Annotated in this window: 21 protein-coding genes; 16 read left to right on the top strand and 5 right to left on the bottom strand. The window is 65.7% G+C overall.

All coding sequences use genetic code 11. From position 1 onward, the window contains the following. Positions 1–62 precede the first annotated feature (62 nt). The 16 genes from J2T23_RS01940 (at position 63) to J2T23_RS01865 (ending at position 18472) form a co-directional block, all read left to right on the top strand. Positions 63–1793 (top strand): ABC transporter ATP-binding protein, encoded by a 1731-nt coding sequence (locus J2T23_RS01940; protein ID WP_307356651.1) that lies wholly within the window; start codon positions 63–65, stop codon positions 1791–1793. Further along, positions 1790–3604 carry an ABC transporter ATP-binding protein gene (locus J2T23_RS01935; protein ID WP_307356649.1) on the top strand — a complete coding sequence of 605 codons (1815 nt, stop codon included), beginning with the start codon at positions 1790–1792 and terminating at the stop codon, positions 3602–3604. The genes J2T23_RS01940 and J2T23_RS01935 overlap by 4 nt, the downstream gene beginning before the upstream one ends. Continuing rightward, complete coding sequence (locus J2T23_RS01930; RefSeq protein WP_141160515.1) at positions 3601–3978, top strand: GntR family transcriptional regulator; 378 nt, start codon at positions 3601–3603, stop codon at positions 3976–3978. Before J2T23_RS01935 ends, J2T23_RS01930 begins: the two co-directional genes overlap by 4 nt. Before the next feature lie 47 nt (positions 3979–4025). After that, positions 4026–6947: an excinuclease ABC subunit UvrA gene (gene uvrA, locus J2T23_RS01925; protein ID WP_141160514.1), complete on the top strand. Its 2922-nt coding sequence runs from the start codon at positions 4026–4028 to the stop codon at positions 6945–6947. A 79-nt stretch (positions 6948–7026) separates the two neighbouring features. Continuing rightward, positions 7027–7743, top strand: a complete 717-nt coding sequence (locus J2T23_RS01920; RefSeq protein WP_307356646.1) for an HAD hydrolase-like protein — start codon at positions 7027–7029, stop codon at positions 7741–7743. Beyond that, positions 7730–8398, top strand: a complete 669-nt coding sequence (locus J2T23_RS01915; RefSeq protein WP_307356644.1) for a lysophospholipid acyltransferase family protein — start codon at positions 7730–7732, stop codon at positions 8396–8398. The genes J2T23_RS01920 and J2T23_RS01915 overlap by 14 nt, the downstream gene beginning before the upstream one ends. Before the next feature lie 79 nt (positions 8399–8477). Next, positions 8478–10478 carry an excinuclease ABC subunit UvrC gene (uvrC, locus tag J2T23_RS01910; RefSeq protein WP_307356641.1) on the top strand — a complete coding sequence of 667 codons (2001 nt, stop codon included), beginning with the start codon at positions 8478–8480 and terminating at the stop codon, positions 10476–10478. Positions 10479–10545: 67 nt separating this feature from the next. Further along, positions 10546–11466, top strand: coding sequence for an RNase adapter RapZ (gene rapZ / locus J2T23_RS01905; RefSeq protein WP_141160510.1), 921 nt, complete (start codon positions 10546–10548; stop codon positions 11464–11466). After that, positions 11466–12485, top strand: a complete 1020-nt coding sequence (locus J2T23_RS01900) for a gluconeogenesis factor YvcK family protein (RefSeq protein WP_141160509.1) — start codon at positions 11466–11468, stop codon at positions 12483–12485. The genes rapZ and J2T23_RS01900 overlap by 1 nt, the downstream gene beginning before the upstream one ends. Before the next feature lie 9 nt (positions 12486–12494). Then, the gene (whiA, locus tag J2T23_RS01895; RefSeq protein ID WP_043454785.1) at positions 12495–13475 is read left to right on the top strand and encodes a DNA-binding protein WhiA; all 981 of its coding nucleotides are present in this window, start codon (positions 12495–12497) and stop codon (positions 13473–13475) included. A 102-nt stretch (positions 13476–13577) separates the two neighbouring features. After that, entirely contained in the window at positions 13578–14204 is a 627-nt protein-coding gene (locus J2T23_RS01890) for a superoxide dismutase (RefSeq protein WP_141181542.1), read from the top strand. Positions 14205–14463: 259 nt separating this feature from the next. After that, positions 14464–15474, top strand: a complete 1011-nt coding sequence (gene gap / locus J2T23_RS01885; RefSeq protein ID WP_141160507.1) for a type I glyceraldehyde-3-phosphate dehydrogenase — start codon at positions 14464–14466, stop codon at positions 15472–15474. 10 nt (positions 15475–15484) lie between these two features. Then, positions 15485–16711, top strand: coding sequence for a phosphoglycerate kinase (locus J2T23_RS01880; RefSeq protein ID WP_307356638.1), 1227 nt, complete (start codon positions 15485–15487; stop codon positions 16709–16711). A 106-nt stretch (positions 16712–16817) separates the two neighbouring features. Beyond that, positions 16818–17633, top strand: a complete 816-nt coding sequence (gene tpiA / locus J2T23_RS01875) for a triose-phosphate isomerase (protein WP_307356636.1) — start codon at positions 16818–16820, stop codon at positions 17631–17633. A 48-nt stretch (positions 17634–17681) separates the two neighbouring features. After that, positions 17682–17939, top strand: coding sequence for a preprotein translocase subunit SecG (gene secG / locus J2T23_RS01870; protein ID WP_141160504.1), 258 nt, complete (start codon positions 17682–17684; stop codon positions 17937–17939). A gap of 140 nt (positions 17940–18079) precedes the next feature. Then, positions 18080–18472 carry an RNA polymerase-binding protein RbpA gene (locus tag J2T23_RS01865; RefSeq protein ID WP_141160503.1) on the top strand — a complete coding sequence of 131 codons (393 nt, stop codon included), beginning with the start codon at positions 18080–18082 and terminating at the stop codon, positions 18470–18472. On the opposite strand, the gene pgl is transcribed toward J2T23_RS01865, so the two are convergent. Genes pgl through tal form a run of 5 tightly spaced genes read right to left on the bottom strand, consistent with a single transcriptional unit; the run spans position 18425 to position 24498 of the window. After that, positions 18425–19243 carry a 6-phosphogluconolactonase gene (gene pgl / locus J2T23_RS01860; RefSeq protein ID WP_141160502.1) on the bottom strand — a complete coding sequence of 273 codons (819 nt, stop codon included), beginning with the start codon at positions 19241–19243 and terminating at the stop codon, positions 18425–18427. The two genes, J2T23_RS01865 and pgl, sit on opposite strands and share 48 nt — an antisense overlap. Continuing rightward, a complete protein-coding gene (locus J2T23_RS01855) occupies positions 19233–20174 on the bottom strand; it encodes a glucose-6-phosphate dehydrogenase assembly protein OpcA (protein WP_307356632.1) in 942 nt (313 codons plus the stop codon). The genes pgl and J2T23_RS01855 overlap by 11 nt, the downstream gene beginning before the upstream one ends. Next, positions 20171–21730 (bottom strand): glucose-6-phosphate dehydrogenase, encoded by a 1560-nt coding sequence (zwf, locus tag J2T23_RS01850; protein WP_141160500.1) that lies wholly within the window; start codon positions 21728–21730, stop codon positions 20171–20173. Before zwf ends, J2T23_RS01855 begins: the two co-directional genes overlap by 4 nt. A gap of 15 nt (positions 21731–21745) precedes the next feature. After that, positions 21746–23377, bottom strand: coding sequence for a phosphoglucose isomerase-related protein (locus J2T23_RS01845; RefSeq protein WP_307356629.1), 1632 nt, complete (start codon positions 23375–23377; stop codon positions 21746–21748). A 5-nt stretch (positions 23378–23382) separates the two neighbouring features. Continuing rightward, complete coding sequence (tal, locus tag J2T23_RS01840; RefSeq protein WP_141181546.1) at positions 23383–24498, bottom strand: transaldolase; 1116 nt, start codon at positions 24496–24498, stop codon at positions 23383–23385. Positions 24499–24513 lie beyond the last annotated feature (15 nt).

The following is a 24513-nucleotide window of genomic DNA, read 5'->3' as shown; positions in this document are numbered from 1 at the left end:
TCAAGCCGCTGGCCCCTGGTCGGCCGTAGGCATGTACAGGGGGTATTTTGCTGGTCGGACTCATGAGGCGGCAGCTTGCCGGCCAACGCGGGCACGTATGGGCGATCATCGTCCTCCAACTGGTCCAGGCAGCGGCCAACCTGCTGCTGCCCACCGTGAACGCGGCCATCATCGATGACGGGATCGTGGCCGGCCAACCCCAGGTGATCTCCCGGCTGGGTGCGCTCATGGCTGCGATCGCGGTGGTGCAGGCGGCAGCCGCCGTTGCTGCCTGCTATGTCGGCGCGCTTGTTGCGATGAAGATCGGGCACCGATTGCGGGCGGACATCTTCAACCGGATCCAGTCCTTCTCCTCGCAGGATGTGGCCCTGTTCGGAACCCACAGCCTGACCACCCGCGCCACGAACGACGTCCAACAGATCCAGGCGTTCGCCCTGCTGGTCTTCACCATGCTCTTCGCCGGGCCGGCCATGGGCATCGGCGGGATCGTCCTGGCCGTCCAGCAGGATGTGGCCCTGTCCGCGGTGGTAATCGTCATTGTTCCGCTCCTCCTGCTGATCATGTACTCGATCGTCCGGCGCCTCATCCCGCTCTACCGGGAGGGGCAGGACCTGCTGGACCGGTCAGGCGGCATCCTGCGCGAACAGATCATCGGGACGGATGTGATCCGGTCCTTTGTCCGCCAGGGCCATGAAATGCGGCGGTTTGCGGACACCAACGCCCGGCTGACCGCCAACAATCTGCGGTCGGCGCTTCTGGTAGCCGGAATGCTGCCCATGATCATGCTGGTGGTCAACATCAGCTCGGTGGCCGTGGTGTGGTTCGGCGGCCACCGCATCCAGGCGGGGTTGATGAACCTCGGCGCCCTCACGGCTTTCATCGCCTACATCATGCAGATCCTGCTGGCCATCATGATGTCAATGTATGTGCTGATGACGGCGCCGCGGGCCTCCGCTTGCGCCGAACGCATCCAGGCAGTGCTGGATACGGAGCCGTCCGTCAGCAGCTCGGCCGCGGCCGGCGCGCAGCCCCGGGTGGACACAATTCAGCCGGCTGATGTGTCTTTCCAGGGCGTCGGCTTCGCCTATCCGGGAGCTGAGGCCCCCGTGCTTGCGGAGATCAGTTTTACCGCCGCTGCCGGCACCACCACCGCAATTGTCGGCTCCACCGGAAGTGGCAAGACAACGCTGCTGAACCTGATCCCCCGTTTCCTCGACCCCACCGAGGGCAGCGTCACCCTGGCCGGCCACGACGTCCGGAACCTGTCCCTGGACCAGCTCCGCGCAGCCATGGCCATGGTGCCCCAGCATTCCCACCTGTTTACCGGGACGATCGCCGACAACCTGAGGATGGCAGCACCCGCAGCCCCCGACCACGAGCTCTGGGCGGCACTGGAGTCGGCGCAGGCCATGCGGTTCATGGGAGACCTTCCACTGGGGCTTGCCACCCCTGTCGGACAGGGTGGGGCCAGCCTTTCCGGCGGCCAGCGGCAACGGCTGTGCATCGCCCGCGCCTTGGTGCGGAAGGCGCCCGTCTACCTTTTCGACGACAGCTTCTCGGCCCTGGACTACGACACGGATACCAGGTTGCGGCGCGCCCTGGATGGGGCGCTTGCCGATGCAACCGTCATCATCGTGTCCGAACGCATCTCGGCCGTGGCAGGCGCAGACCTCATCCTGGTGCTGGACGACGGCCGCCTCGTTGCCCAGGGCACCCACCGCGAGCTGCTGGAAACGTCGGCCACCTACCGGGAAATTGCCGAATCACAGCTCGCGCTGGACGGCACCCTGTGACGGCAGGGGAGCCGGAAGCCAAGGAAAAGGAGTACAGGTTCTGGCCGACTGCGCGCAGGCTCCTTGGCCTCCTGGTGCCCTTCCGGCTGCAGATGCTCGGGGCCGTTGGAGCCACTTGCGCCTTCGCTGTCCTCAACGTGGCAGCCCCAAAGTACCTGGGTGACGCCACCGACGAAGTGGTGGCCGGCGTCCTGCAGGGCAGCCTCGACCAGCGGCTCGGAGTCCTGCTGGCAGCGGTGGCCCTGATGTACGTGTTCGCATCCATGTTCAACTGGATGCAGGGGGCGTTGACCGCGCGGGCCGTGCAGGGGCTCATGTACGGGCTGCGCGCGTCTGTGGAGGAAAAACTGCACCGACTCCCGTCCACTTACTTCCGGGGAAGGTCCCGCGGCGACGTGCTGAGCCGTGCCACCAACGACATCGACAACATCGCCCAAGCACTGAACCAGGTCCTGACACAGCTCATCGTGTCCGTCCTGATGCTGTGCGGCTCGCTGGCCATGATGCTGTGGATCTCGCCGCTGCTCGCGGCCATCGCCATTGCCACTGTCCCCGTCTCCACGCTGATCACCGTCCTGGTGGCCCGGCGGTCCCAGGAGCACTTCGCCCGGCAGTGGACAGAGACCGGCGAACTGAACAGCCACGTCGAGGAATTCATCAGCGGCCATGAAGTCATCAAAGCCTTCGGCCGCCAGGAACACGCGGCGGACGTCTTCAGCCGCAGCAGCCGACGCCTGGCGCTGGCGGCCACCAAGGCGCAGTATGCGGCCGGGGTGGTCCAGCCGCTGATGGTGCTCATGTCCAACCTCAACTACATCCTGGTCGCGGTGGTGGGGGCCCTGCAGATCATCGCTGGAGCCATGACCATCGGCGGAGTCCAGGCGTTCATCCAGTTCAGCCGGTTGTTCAGCCAGCCCGTCGGACAGATCGGCGGCCTGCTGAACGTGATGCAGTCCTGCGCTGCATCGGCGGCAAGGGTTTTCGTGCTCCTGGACGCGGGCGAGGACGCTCCGGAGCACGCCGGCCAGGGCACCCGCGCCCCGGCCGGCGGCCGCATAGTCTTCGACGACGTCACGTTCGGCTACCCAGGGGCTGTGCCCGCCGTGCGCAACCTCACCTTCGCCGTGGAGCCCGGCCAGGCGGTGGCGATCGTGGGACACACCGGTGCAGGCAAGAGCACCGTGGTGAACCTCCTGATGCGCTTCCTGGAACCCGCGTCCGGCACCATCACCATGGGGGGCCGGGACATCGCGGCAATACCGCGCGACCAGCTGCGGGCCCACTTCGGTGTGGTCCTCCAGGATTCCTGGCTCTTCGACGGCAGTATCCGGGAAAACATCGCCTACGGACTGCCCGGCGCGCCGGACGCGGCCATTGTCGCAGCCGCGGAAGCCACCCACGCCGACCGCTTCATCAGGTCCCTGCCGCACGGCTATGCCACGGTGCTGGAAAACGGAGGGGAGCCACTCAGCCAGGGCCAGCGGCAACTCCTTACCATCGCCAGGGCACAGCTGGCCGGGCGCGCCGTCCTGGTGCTGGACGAGGCAACCAGTTCCGTTGACTCCAGGACGGAACTGCTCATCCGCCAGGCGATGCAGCGTCTGCGCGACGGACGGACCAGCTTCATGATCGCCCACCGTTTGTCCACCATCCGGAACGCTGATCTAATTCTCGTCATGGACCACGGACGCATCGTCGAACAGGGCACGCACGAAAGCCTGCTCGGCGCCGACAGTTACTACGCGAAGCTTTACGACGCCCAGTTCGCCGAACGGGACGGCCGCAACGAGGTCCTGGAGGGCGGCCTGTGACCCCGGACGGGTTTCCAGGATCCTGGCGTCCCAACCCTGCCAGCAGCGTGGCGCTGTTCGAACAACTACGTCTCCAGGTGATCCACCTGGCGGACAACGGTGCGCTGGCGCCCGGCACCAGGCTCCCCGCCGTCCGCGCCCTCGCAGAGAAACTCGACGTCGCCCCGCACACCGTCGCCAGGGCATACAAGGAACTGGAGGCTGCCGGCGTCGTGGCCACCCGGGGCCGGCACGGGACAGTGGTTTCGGCCCGGGACGAGCGGCTCGGGGACCTCTCGCAAGCGGCCGCCGCGTACGCCGCCGTCGCCAAATCCCGGGGTGCCAGCTTCGCCGAAGCCGTGAAGCTGCTGGCCGCCGCTTACGATGTTCCCTGAGGGCGGAACCGTCAGTGTTCGAAAAAGTTTTCGATTAGCATTATGGGGTGCCTAAAGCCTTAGCTGAAGAAACCCCTGCCCCCTCCACTTCCCTTGCCGTCCCTTCTGCTGCCCCGCAGCGGCCGGACCTCTCCCGCCTCGTGGTGAAGGGCGCGCGGGAGCACAACCTGCGCAACGTGGACCTCGACCTGCCGCGCGACGCCATGATCGTCTTCACCGGCCTCTCCGGTTCCGGCAAGTCCTCGCTGGCGTTCGACACCATCTTCGCGGAGGGCCAGCGGCGCTACGTCGAATCGTTGTCCGCCTACGCGCGCCAGTTCCTTGGCCAGGTGGACAAGCCCGACGTCGATTTCATCGAGGGCCTGTCCCCGGCGGTTTCGATCGACCAGAAATCCACCAGCAAGAACCCGCGGTCCACGGTGGGCACCATCACCGAGATCTACGACTACATGCGCCTGCTGTGGGCCCGCGTCGGCAGGCCGCATTGCCCCGTTTGCGGTGAGCCGGTCTCCAAGCAGACCCCGCAGCAGATCGTGGACCAGCTCCTGGAACTCGACCAGGGCACCCGTTTCCAGGTCCTGGCGCCGGTGGTCCGCGGACGCAAGGGCGAGTTCGTGGACCTCTTCAAGGAACTCAGCGCCAAGGGCTACTCCCGGGCGCGCGTCGACGGCAACCTCGTCCAGTTGAGCGATCCGCCCAAGCTGGGCAAGCAGTTCAAGCACACCATTGAGGTGGTGGTGGACCGACTCGTGGTCAAGGACGGGATCAGCCAGCGGCTCACCGATTCCATCGAGACCGCCCTGGGCCTGGCCGAAGGCCGCGTCCTCGCCGAATTCGTGGACGTTGAAGCAGACGCGCCGGAACGCATCCGGGCATTCTCGGAAAATCTTGCCTGCCCCAATGAGCACCCCCTCGCCATCGACGAGATCGAGCCCCGCTCCTTCTCGTTCAACAACCCCTTTGGCGCCTGTGCTGCCTGCAGCGGAATCGGCACCCGGCTGGAAGTGGATGAGGAACTCATCGTTCCCAACCCTGAACTGTCCCTCTCGGAGGGTGCCATCGCCCCGTGGTCGCTGGGCACTGCCACCACCGAATACTGGAACCGGCTCCTGGAAGGCCTGGCCAAGGAAGTCGGCTTCTCCATGACCACGCCGTGGGAGAAGCTGGGCAAGGACGTGCGGCAGACCGTCCTGCACGGCAAGGACCACAAGGTGGTTGTGCAGTACCGCAACCGCTTTGGCCGCGAACGCAAGTACAGCACCGGCTTCGAAGGTGCCATCCAATACGTCCACCGCAAGCACGGCGAGACTGATTCCGACTGGGCCCGCGACCGGTACGAGGAATACATGCGGCAGGTTCCCTGCCCTGCCTGCAACGGCGCACGCCTCAACCCGGCATCCCTGTCGGTATTGATCAACGGCAAGTCCATCGCCGAGGTCGCCGCCCTTCCCATGCGGGACTGTGCGGAGTTCCTGAACAACCTGGTGCTGACCGGACGCGAAGCCCAGATCGCCCACCAGGTCCTCAAGGAGATCCAGGCCCGCCTGACTTTCCTCCTGGACGTCGGCCTGGAGTACCTCAACCTCGAGCGTCCGTCCGCGACCCTCTCCGGCGGCGAGGCACAGCGCATCCGGCTCGCCACCCAGATCGGCTCGGGACTGGTGGGCGTCCTCTACGTTCTCGATGAGCCCTCCATCGGCCTGCACCAGCGGGACAACCGCCGCCTCATCGAAACCCTGACACGGCTCCGCGACATGGGAAACACCCTCATCGTCGTCGAGCACGACGAAGACACCATCCACGTGGCCGACTGGATCGTGGACATTGGGCCCGGCGCCGGGGAACACGGCGGCCAGGTAGTCCATTCCGGCACCTACAAGGAACTGCTGGACAACCGGGACTCGCTGACTGGCGACTACCTTTCCGGCCGCAAGGCCATCGAGGTACCGAAGAAACGCCGGAAGTACGACAAGAAGCGCGAGATCAAGGTGGTAGGCGCGCGGGAGAACAACCTTGTCAACGTTGACGCCGCCTTCCCGCTGGGACTGTTCACTGCGGTGACCGGCGTCAGCGGTTCGGGCAAGTCAACCCTGGTCAACGAGATCCTCTACAAGGTGCTGGCTAACAAGCTGAACGGTGCCAAGCAGGTGGCCGGGCGGCACAAGACAATCCATGGCCTGGAGCACCTGGACAAGGTGGTCCACGTGGACCAGAGCCCCATCGGCCGCACCCCGCGCTCCAACCCGGCCACGTACACGGGCGTTTTTGACAACATCCGCAAGCTTTTCGCCGAGACCACCGAGGCAAAGGTACGCGGCTACCTTCCTGGCCGGTTCTCTTTCAACGTCAAGGGCGGCCGCTGCGAGGCATGCTCGGGTGACGGCACCCTGAAGATCGAGATGAACTTCCTGCCGGACGTGTATGTCCCGTGCGAAGTGTGCCACGGAGCCCGCTACAACCGGGAAACCCTGGAAGTTCACTACAAGGGCAAGACCATCGCCGATGTCCTCAACATGCCCATCGAGGAAGGTGCCGAATTCTTCGCCGCCTTCTCACCCATCGCACGCCACCTGAACACCCTGGTGGATGTGGGACTGGGCTACGTGCGGCTGGGCCAGCCGGCCACCACCCTCTCCGGCGGTGAGGCGCAGCGCGTCAAGCTCGCAGCAGAACTTCAGAAGCGGTCCAACGGCCGCAGCATCTATGTCCTGGACGAGCCCACCACGGGCCTGCACTTCGAGGACATCCGGAAGCTGCTCATGGTTCTGCAGGGACTGGTCGACAAGGGCAACACGGTGATTACCATCGAACACAACCTCGATGTCATCAAGAGCGCCGACTGGCTGGTTGACCTCGGACCGGATGGCGGTTCCGGCGGCGGCCAGATCGTTGCGGCAGGAACGCCGGAGCAGGTGGCCAAGTCCACCACCAGCCACACCGGCAAATTCCTGGCAGAAATACTCGGCTGACCGGACGAAACCACAGCGAAGTATTCCGCAACGGGAATGCGAGTTTCAGGCACTCCTGCTGTCATGAGAAACTAACCCGGTGACTTCAACAACAGTGCCCGTGATCTTTGACCTGGACGGCACTCTTGTCGATCCCGCCGGTGGAATAACCGAGGGGATTGCCTCAGCCCTCCGCGGGCTGGGGCTCCCGGTTCCCGGCCAGGACCTGCTCGATGCGATGATCGGCCCCAAGTTGAGCGACTCCCTGCTTAACGTGGCCAACGTCCCGGCGGAACACCTTGACGAGGTGGTCCGGCTCTACCGCGAGTACTACGTCGCCAAAGGTATTGCCCAGAGCCGGCTGTACCCGGGCATCCGCGGTATCCTCGAGTCCTTTGCTGAGGCAGGCCGGCCCGTCGCGGTGGCAACCCAGAAGCCCCAGCGGCTGGCACGCAAAGTGCTGGCGCACCACGGCATCGACGGCTTTTTCCACGGCATCCATGGCTCGGCTGATGACGAGACAGCCGTGGAAGGCGTTCCGCTGGGAAAGACTCAGATCATCGCCGCTGCCCTGCGAAACCTCGATACCCAGCACGCCATTATGGTGGGCGACCGCGCCCAGGACGTGTCCGGAGCCATCGCCAACGGGCTTGACTGCATCGGCGTTGTCTGGGGATTCGCCCCGGACGGCGAATTGGAGGAAGCCGGATCCGTGGCCGTTGTCAGCACGGGTGATGAGCTGGTGGCGGTCATTGAGAGGCTGCAGGCTGTCCACGCATCGGCCATGAGCGGGGTGAGCAACGATGGAAATGTTTGATGCCGTCCGCTGGACCACGCGCAACCTGATCGGCGGCACTTGCCGGCCCACCGTCGTCGGACTTGAAAACGTTCCGTCCGACGGCCCCTTTATCGTGGCGCCCAACCACCTCTCCTTTTTTGACAGCGTGATCGTCCAGGCGCTGATGCCCCGTCCGGTGGCTTTCTTCGCCAAGGCCGAGTACTTCACCACGGGCGGTGTCAAGGGCAAAGTCATGAAAGCCTTCTTCGAGTCCGTGGGCTCCATTCCCGTCGAGCGCGGCGAACAAGCCGCCAGCGTCCAGGCGCTGAAGACCCTGCTCGACATCCTCGAGGCCGGACGCGGAATCGGCATCTACCCCGAAGGGACCCGCTCCCGGGACGGCATCCTGTACCGTGGCCGCACCGGCGTCGGCTGGCTCGCGCTCACCACCGGGGCCCCCGTAATTCCCGTTGGCCTGATTGGGACCGAGAAGCTCCAGCGCGCCGGGGAAAAGGGCGTCCGGCCCCAGCACTTCACCATGAAGGTGGGGGAGCCGCTGTACTTCGACAAGACGGGGCCGGACCACTCGCTGCCGGCCCGCCGTGAGGTCACGGACCGGATCATGGACGCGATCGCCGCCCTCAGCGGACAGGAGCGGTCCGCCAGCTACAACCAGAGCAAGTCAGCAGAGTAGTCCGGCGCTCCGGGCTGCCCGGCCGGTGCGGATGCGCCGGCCGACAAGGACACCCGGTTGGACTCAGTAGACTTGATAGGTGGCAAATCCAGCAAGTTACCGGCCCAAGACTGGTGAAATCCCCACCAACCCGGGCGTGTACCGGTTCCGTGATCCGCACGGCCGGGTTATCTACGTGGGCAAGGCCAAGAGCCTCCGGTCCCGCCTGAACTCCTACTTCGCCAATCCGGCCGGGCTGCTGCCGAAAACCTATGCGATGGTCCATGCGGCCAGCAGCGTGGAGTGGACCGTGGTGGGCAGCGAGCTTGAGTCGCTGCAGCTCGAATACACCTGGATCAAGGAATTCAAGCCGCGCTTCAACGTGGTGTTCCGGGACGACAAGACCTATCCCTACCTTGCCGTGACCATGAGTGAGAAGTACCCCCGGGTGCAGGTCATGCGGGGGGACAAACGGAAGGGAACCCGCTACTTCGGCCCCTACACCGCCGGCGCCATCCGGGAAACCATGGACACCCTGCTCCGGGTCTTCCCCGTCAGGAGCTGCAGCGCCGGCGTCTTCAAACGCGCCCAGGCCAGCGGGCGGCCATGCCTGCTGGGCTACATCGACAAGTGTTCCGCGCCCTGCGTTGGACGGATTTCGCCAGAGGACCACCGGGCCCTGGCCGATGATTTCTGTGCCTTCATGGGCGGCGAGGCCAAGAGATTCATCAACAAGCTGGAAAAGCAGATGTCCGACGCCGTGGCGAAGCTCGACTACGAGCACGCCGCCCGGCTGCGCGACGACATCACCGCGCTGCGGAAGGTATTCGAACGCAATGCCGTGGTGCTGTCCGAGGACACCGACGCCGACGTCTTCGCCCTGCACGAGGATGAGCTGGAGGCTGCGGTCCAGGTGTTCCACGTCCGCGGCGGCAGGATCCGCGGCCAGCGGGGCTGGGTGGTGGAAAAGGTGGAAGACTTCACCACTCCGGACCTGGTGGAGCACCTGATGCAGCAGGTCTACGGGGAGGACGGCGACACGCACGGCCGGCTGCCCCGCGAGGTCCTGGTTCCGGTAGCGCCGAGCAACCTGGAAGACCTGGCCACCTGGCTGGCCGGGATCCGCGGGGCGAAAGTGGACATCCGGGTGCCCCAGCGCGGGGACAAGGCGGCGCTGATGTCCACGGTCCGCGAAAACGCCGAACATGCACTCAAGCTCCACAAGACACGCCGCGCCGGGGACATCACCGTCAGGTCGCAGGCCCTGCAGGAGCTGCAGGAAGCCCTGGACCTCCCCGTCCCCCTGCTCCGGATCGAATGTTTCGACGTCTCCCACGTCCAGGGCACCAATGTGGTGGCCTCCATGGTGGTGGTCGAGGACGGACTGCCGAAGAAGTCCGACTACCGCAAGTTCTCCATCACCGGCGCCGCGGCCGCCGACGACACTGCCGCCATGCATGACGTCCTGACCCGCAGGTTCCGCCACTACCTCCAGGACAAGTCGGCGCAGGTGGACGAAGCGGTACTGGAAGCTGACGGCCAGGACCCGGCACCGGGCACTGCTGCCCTGGACACCACCACTCCGGCGCCCAAGGCCAAGTTCGCCTACCCGCCCAACCTGGTGGTGGTGGATGGCGGCCAGCCGCAGGTTAACGCAGCGGCCCGCGCCCTGAAGGACCTGGGCATCGATGATGTGTACGTGGTGGGCCTGGCCAAGCGGCTCGAGGAAGTGTGGCTTCCGGACAGCGACTTCCCGGTGATCCTGCCCCGTACATCCCAAGGCCTGTACCTGCTCCAGCGGATCCGAGACGAGGCACACCGCTTCGCCATCACGTTCCACCGGCAGAAGCGCGGCAAGGCCATGACGGTGTCCGCGCTGGACGCCGTCCCAGGCCTTGGCGCCTCCAAGCGCAAGGCCCTGCTGGCACACTTCGGATCGGTCAAGGGCGTGAAGGCAGCCACTGCGGAGGAGCTCGCCGAGGCGAAGGGCATTGGCCCTGCCTTGGCCGGGGCCATCGTCAGCCATTTTGCCGCAGAGGGTCCCGAGGCCGTGACGGTGCCCGCGATCAACATGGCGACCGGCGAAATCATGGAAACTTAGCTAGGGTAAAGGGCGGGCCCTGCCATCGCGGGGACCGGCAGGACAACGAGGAAACGGGGCAGGCTTCATGGCAGACACGACGGCGGAATCCGGAGGCCACGACGGGCTGGAGCCCGTCAAGCCGCTCGAAGCGGAACTGCTGGTGGTCACCGGGATGTCCGGCGCCGGACGAAGCACCGCCGCGGACGCGCTGGAGGACCACGGCTGGTACGTCGTGGAGAACCTGCCCCCGCAGATGCTTGGCACGCTCGCCGAGCTCGTCTCCCACGCCCCGCAGTCGATTCCCCGGCTGGCAGTGGTCATCGATGTCCGCAGCAAAGGCCTGTTTGCGGACATCCGGGCGGCGCTGGGCGCCCTCGCAGCCAGCGGCGTCACTTTCCGCGTCCTGTTCCTCGACGCCAGCGACAACGTCCTGGTCCGGCGGTTCGAACAGGGCCGCCGGCCGCACCCCCTCCAGGGCGGCGGCCGGATCCTGGACGGCATCGCAGCCGAACGCGAGCTGCTGCAGGAACTGCGCGACAGCTCCGACGTCGTCCTCGATACCTCCAACTACAACGTCCACGGGCTGGCCACCGCCATCACGGAACTGTTCAGTGAAACCGGCCCGGTGGCGCTGCGGCTCAACGTCATGAGCTTTGGCTTCAAGTACGGGCTCCCGGTGGATGCGAACTATGTTGCCGACGTCAGGTTCATCCCCAACCCGCACTGGGTGCCGCAGCTCCGTCCGCAGACGGGCCTGGACAAGGATGTCAGCGACTACGTCCTGGAGGCCGAGGGAGTCAAGAACTTCGTGGACCGCTACGTCCTCGCCCTGGAACCCGTCCTGGAGGGGTACCGCCGGGAGAACAAGCACTACGCCACCATCGCCGTCGGCTGCACCGGCGGCAAGCACCGCTCCGTTGCTGTCGCAGTGGAACTTTCAAAGAAGCTCGCACAGTACCCGCGGGTCACGGTGACTACCGCGCACCGGGATCTGGGCCGAGAGTAATGGCACTGTTCACCGGAGCCCTGCCCCTGGTGCCGCCGGCCGCTGGTAAGGGCTCGGGCCAGCAGGACAAGGGTCCCAACGTCGTGGCCCTGGGTGGCGGGCACGGCCTGGCGGCCTCACTGTCGGCACTGCGCCTGCTCACCTCCGAGCTCACGGCTATCGTCACGGTAGCGGACGACGGCGGCTCGTCCGGGCGCCTGCGCGAAGAGTACGGCGTCCTCCCGCCGGGAGACCTGCGCATGGCTTTGTCCGCGCTCTGCGACGACACCGACTGGGGACGCACCTGGCGCGACGTCATGCAGCACCGGTTCCGCGCCGGGAAGGGCCCCGGCGGCTCCCTGGATGAGCACGCCATGGGCAACCTGCTGATCGTTACGCTGTGGGAGCTGCTCGGTGACGCCGTCGCTGGGCTCAAATGGGCCGGTGCGCTGCTGGGCGCCCGTGGCCAGGTCCTGCCCATGTCCACCGTCCCGCTGACCATCGAAGGCGACGTCAGGGTTACCGCCCCGGACGGCGGGACAGCCCTGCAGACCCTCCGCGGCCAGGCCCGCTGCGCAGTGGCCGGATCGCTGGAGGAGGTCCGGCTTCTGCCCCCCGCCGCGCCGGCCTGCCCTGAAGCCTTGACGGCAATCGAACTGGCGGACTGGGTGGTCCTGGGCCCGGGTTCCTGGTACACCTCCGTCCTGCCGCACCTGCTCCTGCCGGAGATGCGGCAGGCACTGTGCAGCACCCCTGCCAAACGCTGCCTCACCATGAACCTCGCCACGGACACCAAGGAAACCACCGGCATGACCGCGGCCGACCACCTCCACGTCCTCCGGCGCTACGCCCCTGAGTTCAGCGTGGACGTGGTCCTGGCCGATCCGGCGTCCGTGCCCGACCGGCAGGAGTTCGAGAAGGCCGCCGGCATGATCGGCGCGGAGGTTGTCTTGGGTAAAGTAGGGGCGTCGGGACGCCGCCCCGTCCACGAGCCGCTCAGGCTGGCCACGGCGTACCAGGACATTTTTGGGAACAGTTAGGAAGGTGCCATGGCACTGACAGCATCGGTCAAAGAAGAACTGTCCCGTTTGGACATCAAGAAGTCATCAGTGCGCAAGGCTGAGGTCTCCGCAATGCTCCGGTTCGCCGGCGGGCTGCACATCATCTCCGGCAGGATCGTGATCGAGGCGGAAGTGGACCTGGCGTCCACCGCACGCCGGCTCCGCGCCGCCATCGCGGAAGTCTACGGACACCAGAGCGAGATCATCGTAGTGTCCGCCGGCGGACTCCGGCGCGCCAGCCGCTACGTAGTCCGCGTGGTCCGCGACGGCGAAGCGCTGGCCCGGCAGACCGGCCTTTTGGACGGACGGGGCCGCCCCGTGCGCGGGCTGCCATCCGCCGTCGTCAACGGTTCCGCCGCGGACGCCGAGGCCGTGTGGCGCGGGGCGTTCCTGGCGCATGGGTCACTTACCGAACCGGGCCGGTCGTCGTCGCTGGAGGTCACCTGCCCGGGACCGGAATCGGCACTGGCCCTGGTGGGGGCCGCCCGCCGGCTCGATATCCAGGCCAAGGCCCGTGAAGTCAGGGGAGTGGACCGCGTTGTGATCCGCGACGGCGACACCATCGCCGCCCTCCTGACCCGGATGGGCGCCCATGACGCCCTGATGGTGTGGGAGGAGCGCCGCATGCGCAAGGAGGTCCGGGCCACCGCCAACCGGCTCGCCAACTTTGACGACGCCAACCTCCGCCGCTCCGCGCAGGCAGCAGTCGCCGCCGGCGCAAGGGTCGAACGCGCCCTGGAAATCCTCGGCGACGACGTCCCCGACCACCTCAAGTACGCCGGTGAGCTGCGGGTGGCGCACAAGCAGGCAAGCCTTGACGAGCTGGGCCGGCTGGCCGACCCCGTGATGACCAAGGATGCGATCGCTGGCCGGATCCGCCGCCTGCTGGCCATGGCGGACAAGCGTGCACTTGACCTGGGCATTCCCGGAACGGACGCCAATGTGACGCCTGAAATGCTGGACGAGTAGGCGCCCCATAGAATCAGAAATAATTCCGGGCACCAGCTGCCCGGATGCACAATCCGAGAGTTACCAACCGGGCCTTCCTGGTCCACGATATTGGAGGATTTTGTGACCGAGTACGTATTGCCGGAACTCAGCTACGATTACGCCGCCCTCGAACCGCACATCTCTGCGCGGATCATGGAGCTGCACCACAGCAAGCACCACGCCACCTACGTGGCAGGCGCCAACAACGCACTGGCCCAGCTGGCCGAGGCACGTGAAAAGGGCGACTTCGCCAACATCAACCGGCTCTCCAAGGACCTCGCGTTCCACACCGGCGGCCACATCAACCACTCGGTGTTCTGGAAGAACCTCTCCCCGGACGGCGGCGACAAGCCCGAGGGCGAACTGGCCGCCGCAATCGACGACGCCTTCGGCTCCTTCGATGCCTTCCGCGCGCAGTTCTCCGCGGCCGCCCTCGGCCTGCAGGGCTCGGGCTGGGGCTTCCTGGCCTACGAACCCATCGGCGGGAACCTGGTCATCGAGCAGCTCTACGACCAGCAGGGCAACGTGGCGCTCGGCACCACCCCGCTGCTGATGCTCGACATGTGGGAGCACGCTTTCTACCTGGACTACGTCAACGTCAAGGCTGACTACGTCAAGGCGTTCTGGAACATCGTCAACTGGGCAGACGTCGCCCAGCGCTTCGAGGCAGCACGCGCCAACGCCACGGGCCTGATCACCCTCCCGTAGTGACCGGCGTTATACACAGCTGTAACAAACTTCACATTCTGACTTAAACCAGCCGGGATGTGGACCGTCCGCCCCCGCACTTGCGGGGGCGGACCCAGTTAAACGTAAGATAGGTCACGGAAGGCGGTTAGCCTTCAGCAATGAGGCTGGTCGCCCTCCGTGTAAATCATCTCTGCCCAATGGCGTGCGGGATCTGTTAGTTGGCTTGAACGCCCGCTCAACTAGTAGTGCTTTTCAGAGCACCAAGGAGACTGTAAAAGTGACGACCCGTATTGGTATCAACGGCTTCGGCCGCATTGGCCGCAACTACTTCCGCGCAGCACTGGCCCAGGGTGCGGACCTGGAGATCGTTGCCGTCAACGACCTCACCAGCCCCGAAGCGCTGGCCCACCTTTTCAAGTACGACTCCGTCGGCGGCCGGCTGAAGGAAACCATCGAGGTCAAGGACGGCAACATCGTCGTCAACGGCAATGTGGTCAAGGTCCTGGCGGAACGCGATCCGGCCAACCTCCCCTGGGGTGAACTGGGCGTTGACATCGTCATCGAATCCACCGGTTTCTTCACCAAGGCAGCCGACGCCAGGAAGCACATCGATGCCGGCGCCAAGAAGGTCCTGATCTCCGCCCCCGCCTCGGACGAGGACATCACCATCGTGATGGGCGTCAACCACGACCTCTACGACAACGCCAAGCACAACATCATTTCCAACGCGTCCTGCACCACCAACTGCCTCGGCCCGCTGGCCAAGGTGGTCAACGACGAGTTCGGCATCGAGCGTGGCCTCATGACCACCGTGCACGCCTACACTGCGGACCAGAACCTCCAGGACGGCCCCCACAAGGACCTGCGCCGTGCCCGTGCCGCCGCCATCAACATGGTTCCCACCTCCACGGGTGCCGCCAAGGCCATTGGCCTGGTGCTCCCCGAACTGAAGGGCAAGCTGGACGGCTACGCCATCCGCGTCCCCGTCCCCACGGGCTCTGCCACCGACCTCACCGTTACCGTCTCCCGCGAAACCACCGTGGAGGAAGTCAACGCAGCGCTCAAGCGTGCCTCCGAGTCCGACGCGCTGCAGGGTTTCCTGACCTACACGGAGGAGCCCATCGTGTCCTCCGACATCGTTGGTGACCCTGCTTCCTCGATCTTCGATGCCGGCCTCACCAAGGTTATTGGCAACCAGGTCAAGGTTGTTTCCTGGTATGACAACGAATGGGGCTACTCCAACCGCCTCGTCGACCTCACGGAGCTTGTGGCAGCCAAGCTGGGCTAGGGTTAGACACATGACATCACACACCCTCAACGAACTGATCGCTGAAGGTGTCCGCGGGCGGTACATTCTGGTTCGAAGTGACCTGAATGTGCCGCTCGACGGCTCTACAGTCACTGACGATGGCCGCATCAAGGCCTCGCTCCCAGTGCTGGCAAAGCTCACGGACGCCGGTGCCCGCGTGCTGGTAACAGCCCACCTCGGACGCCCCAAGGGCGCCCCGGAGGACAAATACTCCCTGCGCCCTGCAGTGGACCGCCTCGCCGAACTTGCCGGCTTCAAGGCCACCCTGGCCGCCGACACCGTCGGTGACGCCGCCAAGGCAGCTGCGGCGTCCTTGCAGGACGGTGAAGCCCTTGTCCTCGAGAACGTCCGTTTCGACGCCCGCGAGACCAGCAAGGATGACGCTGAACGCGGTGCCTTCGCTGACGAGCTGGTGGCCCTCACCGGCAGCAACGGCGCTTACGTGGACGACGCCTTCGGCGCCGTCCACCGCAAGCACGCGAGCGTCTACGACGTCGCCACGCGGCTCCCGTCGTACCAGGGCGACCTGGTGCACACCGAGGTGGAGGTCCTGCGGAAGCTGACCGCCGACACCCAGCGTCCCTACGTGGTGGTTCTGGGCGGTTCCAAGGTCTCGGACAAGCTTGCAGTGATCGACAACCTGATTGGCAAGGCTGACACCATCCTGGTGGGCGGCGGCATGCTCTTCACGTTCCTGGCGGCAGCCGGTCACAAGGTTGGCTCAAGCCTCCTTGAGGAAGACCAGATCCCTGTGGTCAAGGACTACCTGAAGCGCGCGGCTGACGCCGGAACCGAATTCGTGGTTCCCACTGACGTGGTGGTAGCGGAGAAGTTCGCTGCCGACGCCGCGCATGAGACGGTGCCTGCCGACGCCATCGAGGGCAGCACCTTTGGTGACCAGGGCATCGGCCTGGACATTGGACCGGATACCGCTGCGGCCTTCGCCGAGCGGATCAAGGGAGCCCGGACGGTCTTCTGGAACGGCCCAATGGGTGTCTTCGAATTCGAGGCGTTCTCTGCAGGCACCCGTGCCATCGCGCAGGCCCTGACGGAAACCGACGGATTCACAGTGGTGGGCGGCGGCGATTCGGCTGCCGCAGTCCGCACCCTGGGATTCAGCGATGACCAGTTCGGACACATTTCCACCGGTGGCGGCGCCAGCCTGGAATACCTCGAAGGCAAGGAACTCCCCGGCCTCAGCGTCCTGGACCGGTAGAACCACCGCTGCCGTCCCGCAGTACCGGACTTCGCAGTCCTCCGGCCGGCAGGTTGCCCGCGGCAGCCTGCCGGCCGAACACATATCAAGAACTTTTGGAGATCACGTGACTACGTCAACGAACGGCGCCTTCGACCGCAAGCCCTTCATTGCGGGCAACTGGAAAATGAACATGGACCACGTGCAGGGCATCACCCTGCTGCAGAAGCTGGCCTGGACGCTGTCCGACGCCAAGCACGACTACAGCCGCGTTGAGGTCGCGGTCTTCCCGCCGTTCACCGACCTCCGCGGCGTCCAGACCCTGGTCCAGGGCGACGACCTGGAGATCGCCTACGGTGGGCAGGACCTGTCGCAATTCGATTCGGGGGCGTACACCGGCGACATTTCCGGGCAGTTCCTGAACAAGCTGGGATGCAAGTACGTCCTGGTGGGCCACAGCGAACGCCGCACCATCCACAACGAGTCAGACGACGTCCTCAACGCCAAGGTCAAGGCGGCCTTCAAGCACGGCGTTACCCCTGTCCTCTGCGTCGGCGAGGGACTGGAAATCCGCCAGGCCGGGACCCACGTTGAGCACACGCTGCAGCAACTCCGCGCCGGCGTGGCCGGGCTCACCAACGAGCAGGCCGCTGAACTGGTGGTAGCCTACGAACCCGTTTGGGCCATCGGCACCGGCGAAGTGGCAGGACCGGAGGACGCCCAGGAAATGTGCGCCGCCATCCGCACCGAGCTGGAAAAGCTGTTCGGCGCTGATGTGGCGGCCAAGACGCGCCTGCTCTACGGTGGTTCGGTCAAGGCCAACAATGCTGCCGCCATCCTGCAGGAGCGTGACGTGGACGGCGTCCTGGTGGGCGGTGCCAGCCTTGACCCCGCCGAGTTTGCTAATATTGTCAGGTTCGAGAGCCACTTGGTGACGGACTAGTCTGCCACCGGTACACCCTCCCGCAATTCCAACTTCCGAAAGGCCGTCGTGGACGTTCTTCATGTCATTCTGCAGATCCTCCTGGGGATCACCAGCCTCCTGCTGACGCTGCTGATCCTCCTGCACAAGGGACGCGGCGGCGGGCTGTCCGACATGTTCGGTGGCGGCATGAGTTCAGGGCTCAGCTCTTCGGGCGTGGCAGAACGCAACCTGAACCGCTTCACCATCGTCCTGGGCGTCACTTGGGGCATAGTAATCATCGCACTCGGCCTGATCATGCGGTTCAGCGGTACTGCTGACTCGTAACGAATTCGCTGAATAGGGTCCAGTGGCACTCCCGCCACGCGGCCCCTGCCCCTAAACTGTGGCTGTCGGTTCACCCGGCAGCCACAGTTTTTTGGTTTAAGCTGCAGGGCTCCGTTCACGGGTTCGAGGGAGGCGTTTCCATGGTCCATCCGTCATCAGGCTTTCGGGGCACCCGGGCCGGGGTGGTTGCAGGCTCCGGTTCGAGCCTGCAGTCCAACGACTTATCCCCGGGGTCCCTCCCGCGGATCCGGGTGTCCTACTGGTGTGCCAAGGGCCATGAGACCCAGCCGGTGTTCCTGAAGATGCCGGAGGAGCAGATTCCCCGCATCTGGGACTGCCGGCGCTGCGGCGCGCCCGCGTCCAGGGACGGCCAGGCGGTAGCGGACGACCCGTTTGAGGACGGCTATAAGAGCCATCTTGAGTACGTTAAAGAACGGCGCTCCGGCCAGGACGCCGAGGACGTCCTGGCCGGAGCGCTGGAGAAGCTACGCGCCCGCGGCGTCCTTCCGGACCAGTTGCTCGGGGACACGTGACGCCGCGTTTTCGTCGATAAGCCACAATGTGCGGGACGTTCCACGCGGCCCGGACGCGGGCACCTGCACCGGATTTGCCCCGGCCAGGGCGAGTCCCACGGCTCCTGCCTTGTCCTCGCCGGCCACAACCATCCAGACCTCCGCTGCCGTGTTGATGGCAGGCAGGGTTAGGGAGATGCGCAGCGGGGGCGGCTTGGGCGAATTCCGCACACCCACCACCGTGCGCTCCTTCTCGCGGACTCCGGCCTGCTCCGGGAACAGCGAAGCAATGTGGGCGTCAGGGCCCACACCCAGCAGGACGACGTCCAGGCGGGGGAGTGCGGATGGCTCCTCGGGCCTGTCGTCGGACATGTCGGCTGCGTGCTCCGCTGCTGCGGCATCGCGAAGCTGGCGCGCATAGTCCTCAGCCGCTTCCTCCGGCGTGCCGAACTCATCGGATGAACCCGGCGAGTGGACCCGTTCCGGGTCCACTGGAATGTGCGAGAGCAATGCGTCGAAGGCCTGCTTGGTATTCCGCTCCGGATCCGCGGAACCGACGAAGCGTTCGTCACCCCACCAGAAGTTGACCTTGGACCAGTCGACGGCGGGCGCTGCCGGGGAGTCCGCGACAGCTTTCAACGTGCCGATTCCCACGGTTCCCCCGGTGAGCACCACCGTGGCTTCGCCGTACTTGTCCTGGACATCAACGAGCTTGGTGATCAGGCGTGCCGCTATGGCGGCCATGAGGACGGACGAATCAGGATGGATACTTACTCGTGGGTCAACGCTCACTGGGTCGGACGCTCCTTAGATTGGTACGTGGCAGTCCAATAGTAATCACTTCGCCAAATACTTCGTCGGGGTCCAGGCGGCGGAGTTCTTCGGCGAGGCAGTCGCGGAGGCTGCGGCGCGGGAGCGAGATCCGTTGGGCGGGTTGGCCCGGCTGGGTGAGTTCGGCGATGGAAAGTCCCGGGCGGAACAGCTGGACGTCACCGCCGGGACGGCTGAGGCGGACACGGCGGATGCCCGTCCCGGCCGGGTCCGCGACGATGGTCACCGGGGCGTCCAGGGTCAGGGTGAGCCAGGCCGCCAGCAGGATGGTGGAGGGTGAGTCCGAAGCGCCTTCGACTGCTACCGCGGTCACCGGCGAAGAGTCCACTTCGTCGAGGGCAGCTGCGAGCTGGATGCGCCAGTTGGTCAGGCGGGTCCAAGCGAGGTCGGTGTCCCCGGCCTTGTAGGTTTGGTGGATCCGCTCCAGGGCAGCCTGCGGGTCGGGTTCGTTCGCCGAATCGGTGATGCGGCGGTGCGCGATCGCGCCGATGGATGTTTCGCAGGCGTTCTCGGGCGCGCCGTGCGGCCACCAGGCCACAATCGGAGCGTCCGGGAGCAGCAGCGCTGCGACCAGCGACTCACTTTCGTGGGCGAGCTGTCCGTACCCGCGCAGCACGATGACCTCTGACGCGCCGGCGTCCCCGCCGACCCTGATCTGTGCGTCCAGCCGGTCCTGGCCGTCCTTCCCGGCGTCGGCGAGCACGATGATCCGGCAGGGGTGTTCCCGGGACGCGTCGTTGGCGGCCTCGATCGCTTCTTCCTCCAGCCCGGACTTGGTCACCACAACGAGGGTCAGGACCCTGCCCAAGGCGATCACCCCGCCCTGCTCGCGCAGGGACATGAGCTTCTTGGAAACCTTCGAGGTGGTGGTATCTGGCAGGTTTACGATCATGGCCTTCTCCAGGTTCGTCCGTCACGGGCCAGCAACTCATCCGCGCTGGCCGGGCCCCAGGAGCCGGGGGCGTAGGGTTCGGGCTGTTCAGACAGTGATGCCCAATATTCCTCGAACGGGTCGAGGATCTTCCAGGACAGCTCCACTTCCTCGTGCCGGGGGAACAGCGGCGGCTCACCCAGCAGCACGTCCAGGATCAACCGCTCGTACGCCTCAGGGGAGGATTCGGTGAACGAGTGCCCGTACCCGAAGTCCATGGTCACATCCCGGACTTCCATCTGCGTGCCGGGGACCTTGGACCCAAACCGGATCGTCACGCCCTCATCGGGCTGGACCCGGATGACCACAGCGTTCTGCCCGAAATCGTCCTCACCGTGATCTGTGAACAGCAGGTTCGGTGCGCGCTTGAACACCACCGCGATCTCGGTGACCCGCCGGCCCAGGCGCTTGCCGGCCCGCAGGTAGAACGGCACCCCGGACCAGCGGCGGGTGTGGATGTCCACCCGCACCGCGGCATAGGTTTCCGTGGTCGAATCGGCGGGAATGCCTTCTTCTTCCAGGTAGCCCAGGACCTGCTCGCCGCCCTGCCAGCCGCCCGTGAACTGGCCCCGCGCCGAATGTGTCGACAAATCCTCCGGAAGCTTTACCGCTGCAAGGACTTTTTCCTTCTCCGCCCGCAGGTCATCTGCGTTGAACGAGATCGGTTCCTCCATCGCGGTCAGCGCAAGCAGCTGCAGCAGATGGTTCTGGATCACGTCCCGTGCCGCACCGACACCGTCGTAGTAACCCGCCCGGCCACCGGTGCCGATGTCCTCGGCCATGGTGATCTGGACATGGTCCACGTAGTTCGCGTTCCACAACGGCTCGAACAACTGGTTTGCGAACCGCAACGCCAGGATGTTCTGCACCGTTTCCTTGCCCAGGTAATGGTCAATCCGGAACACCGCATCCGGCGGGAACACCGATTCAACAATGTCATTGAGCTGCCGGGCCGATTCCAGGTCGTGGCCGAACGGCTTCTCAATCACCACCCGGCGCCATTTGTCCCCGTCGGCCTGCGCGAGGCCGTGCTTGGACAGCTGACGGCAGACCTGCTCGAACGCCTTCGGCGGGATCGACAGGTAAAACGCGTGGTTCCCCCGGGTGCCCCGGACATCGTCGAGTTCCTTGATCGTTTCGCCGAGCCGCTCAAAGGCCGCGTCGTCGTCGAACTCGCCCTGGACAAACCTGATGCCCTCGGAGAGCTGATTCCACACTGCCTCGTCAAACGGGGTCCGGGCGTGTGCCTGCACCGAGGCCTTCACCTCCGCGGCGAAATCCTCCTTGTCCCACTCCCGGCGGGCGAAGCCCACCAAGGCGAAACTGGGCGGCAACAGGCCACGGTTGGCGAGGTCGTAGACCGCCGGCATGAGCTTCTTGCGGGCAAGATCGCCCGTGACCCCGAAAAGAACCAACGAGGACGGACCGGCGATCCGGTTCAAACGGCGGTCGCGCGGATCGCGCAGCGGATTACGCCCGCGGCCCGTGCCTTTCCGGCCGTATTCAGTTTCTGGCATGGTTGCTTTTGTGCCTTAGCTTTCGGTTGCGGATGCGCGGGTGGACAGTGCGGCGACGATGTCCTGCAGCTGTGCCACGCCGGCCGCACGGTCGGTGAGGTGGAGGCGCAGCACGGGACGGCCGTGCCCACCCAGGACCTGGGCGTCGCCTGCAGCCTGGGCAGCGATGAGCTCACCAAAGGTGAACGGCCGGTCCGGAATGCCCAGGTCCTCCGCCGGGGTGGCAGTGACCTGGAGGAACACTCCGATGGCGGGGCCACCCTTGTGGAACTGACCGGTGGAGTGCAGGAACCGCGGGCCCCAGCCGAAGGTCACCGGGCGGCCGGTGGCAGCTGCCAGGTCGTCGCGGATGCCTTCGAGTCCTGCGAAAGCCAACCGGTCAAAGTACGCCTGCACACTCAGGTAGCTGTCGGACGCCAAGGTGCCGAGGAGTGCCTTGACGGCACCTTCCGCCGTTGCTGCGTCGCCGAGCCAGTCACCGCCGCGCACCTCGATGGCGCCGTCGACGAACGCTGCCGGAGTGGGTTCCGGCTGGGCGTCCAGCAACCCGCGTGCCGCTACCTTGGCGGCTTCGACGTCGGGCTGGTCGAAGGGGTTGATCCCCAGCAGGCGGCCCGCCACGGCGGTGGCGAATTCCCACACCATCATCTGGGTGGCGAGGCCGCCGGCAATGGCTGCCTGGTTCTCGCCGAGTTCGATGTCGGCATCGGCTGCCACGAGCCGGACCACCAGCACGTCGGGAGCCCCGGACGTTACCTCCGGGGCCTGAGGACCTGCGACCACCGGAAGGATGCCCGTGCCGAGCTTGCCGGTGGATTCAGCGATGAGCTGTTCAGCCCAGTCGGCGAATCCAACAATGCCGGAGCCGTCCTCTGCGATGACGATCTTGTTCCGCAGCGGGCTGGTTCCGCCCAGGGTGGCACCCAAAGCCAGCCCGATGTTGTCCGCGGCATCGTCGTTCAGGATTTCGGCAGCTTCCTCCGCCTCGTCCAGGAAAGCCTGGATGTCCACGCCGGCCAGGCCGGAGGGGACCAGGCCAAACGCCGTCAGGGCCGAGTAGCGGCCACCGACATTGGGATCGGCGTTGAAGACCGCCCGGTAGCCGGCCTCCCGGGAAGCCTTGTCCAACGGTGAGCCGGGATCGGTCACGATGATGATCCGGCTCTTGGCGTCCACCCCGGCCTCGGTGAAGGCCTGCTCGAAGATCCGGCGCTGGGAGTCCGTTTCCAGGGTGGAGCCGGACTTGGACGACACCACAATGGCCGTGTGGGCCAGCCGGTCGGCGAGGGCGGCACGGACCTGGTCCGGGTCCGTGCTGTCCAGCACAGTCAGCTCGACGCCTGCCGTGCCTGCGATGACCTCGGGGGCCAGCGAGGACCCGCCCATGCCGCAAAGCACGATCCGTGTCACGCCCTCGGAGCGCAGCGCGTCCCGGAGTTCCAGGATGTCCTTGACCAGGGGCTGTGAAACGGTGGCGGCCTCCACCCAGCCCAGGCGGACCGCTGACTCGGATTCGGCGTCCGGACCCCACAACGTGTGGTCCTTCGCGAAGATCCGGGTGGCGACCCGGTCCTGGACCAGGCCGGGAAGGTGCTGTTCAAGCGCCTGCTGTGCAGCGCCGGTGGCGTCGTAGCTGAGAGTGCTCATAGGTGTTAGGAAGCCTTTCGTGCAGAAGCGAGGGCGCCTTCGACGTCGGCCAGGAGTTCCTTCCAGCTGGCCACGAACTTGTCCAGGCCTTCGGTTTCAAGGAGTGCGACGACGTCATTGTAGGAGACGCCGAGCTTCTCCAGGGCGTCCAGGGTTGCGTTTGCCTCCTCGTAGGTGCCGGAGACGGTGTCGCCGGTGACCACGCCGTGGTCGAAGGTGGCATCGAGCGTCTTCTCCGGCATGGTGTTCACGACGCCGGGGGCCACGAGTTCGGTCACGTACAGGGTGTCCGGGTAGGCCGGGTCCTTCACACCGGTGGAGGCCCACAGGGGGCGCTGGGGGAGTGCGCCGGCGTCGGCCAGCAGGCCCCAGCGTTCGGTGGCAAAGAGCTCCTCGTAGACCTGGTAGGCCAGGCGCGCGTTGGCAACGCCGGCCTTGCCTTTGAGGGCCTTGGCTTCTTCGGTGCCGATCTTGTCGAGGCGCTTGTCGATCTCGGTGTCAACGCGCGAAACGAAGAAGGATGCAACCGAGTGGATCTTTGAAAGATCGTGCCCGTTTTCCTTGGCCTGCTCCAGACCGGCCTGGAAGGCGTTGATGACTGCCCGGTAGCGCTCCAGGGAGAAGATCAGCGTGACGTTGACGCTGATGCCCTCTGCCAGCGTGGCCGTGATGGCTTCGAGGCCCTCGACGGTTGCAGGGATCTTAATGTGGACGTTGGCCTTGTTGACGCGCTGGTAGAGGTGCTTGGCCTCGGCGATGGTCCCGGCGGTGTCCCAGGCAAGCCGAGGGTCGACCTCGATGGAGACCCGGCCATCGATTCCCCGGGTGGCGGCGGCGACGGGCGCGAACAGGTCGCAGGCATCGGCGACGTCGGTGGTGGTGATCTCGAAGATCGTGTCCTCCACGCTGGCGCCCTCTGCCGCCTTGGCGGCGATGATGTGGTCGTAGTCGGTGCCCGACGTGATGGCCGCGTGGAAGATGGAGGGGTTGGTGGTCACGCCAACCACGTTCTTTTCTTCGATGAGCTTGCGGAGGGTGCCGGTTTCCAGGCGTCCGCGGGAGAGGTCGTCGAGCCAGATGGAAACACCGGCGTCGGAGAGCTGCTGGGTGGGAGTTGTCATTGTTCTATCTCCTAA

It is taken from the genome of Pseudarthrobacter niigatensis (assembly GCF_030812615.1).
GTDB lineage: Bacteria > Actinomycetota > Actinomycetes > Actinomycetales > Micrococcaceae > Arthrobacter > Arthrobacter niigatensis.
This window is presented reverse-complemented; position numbering and strand designations above follow the sequence as displayed.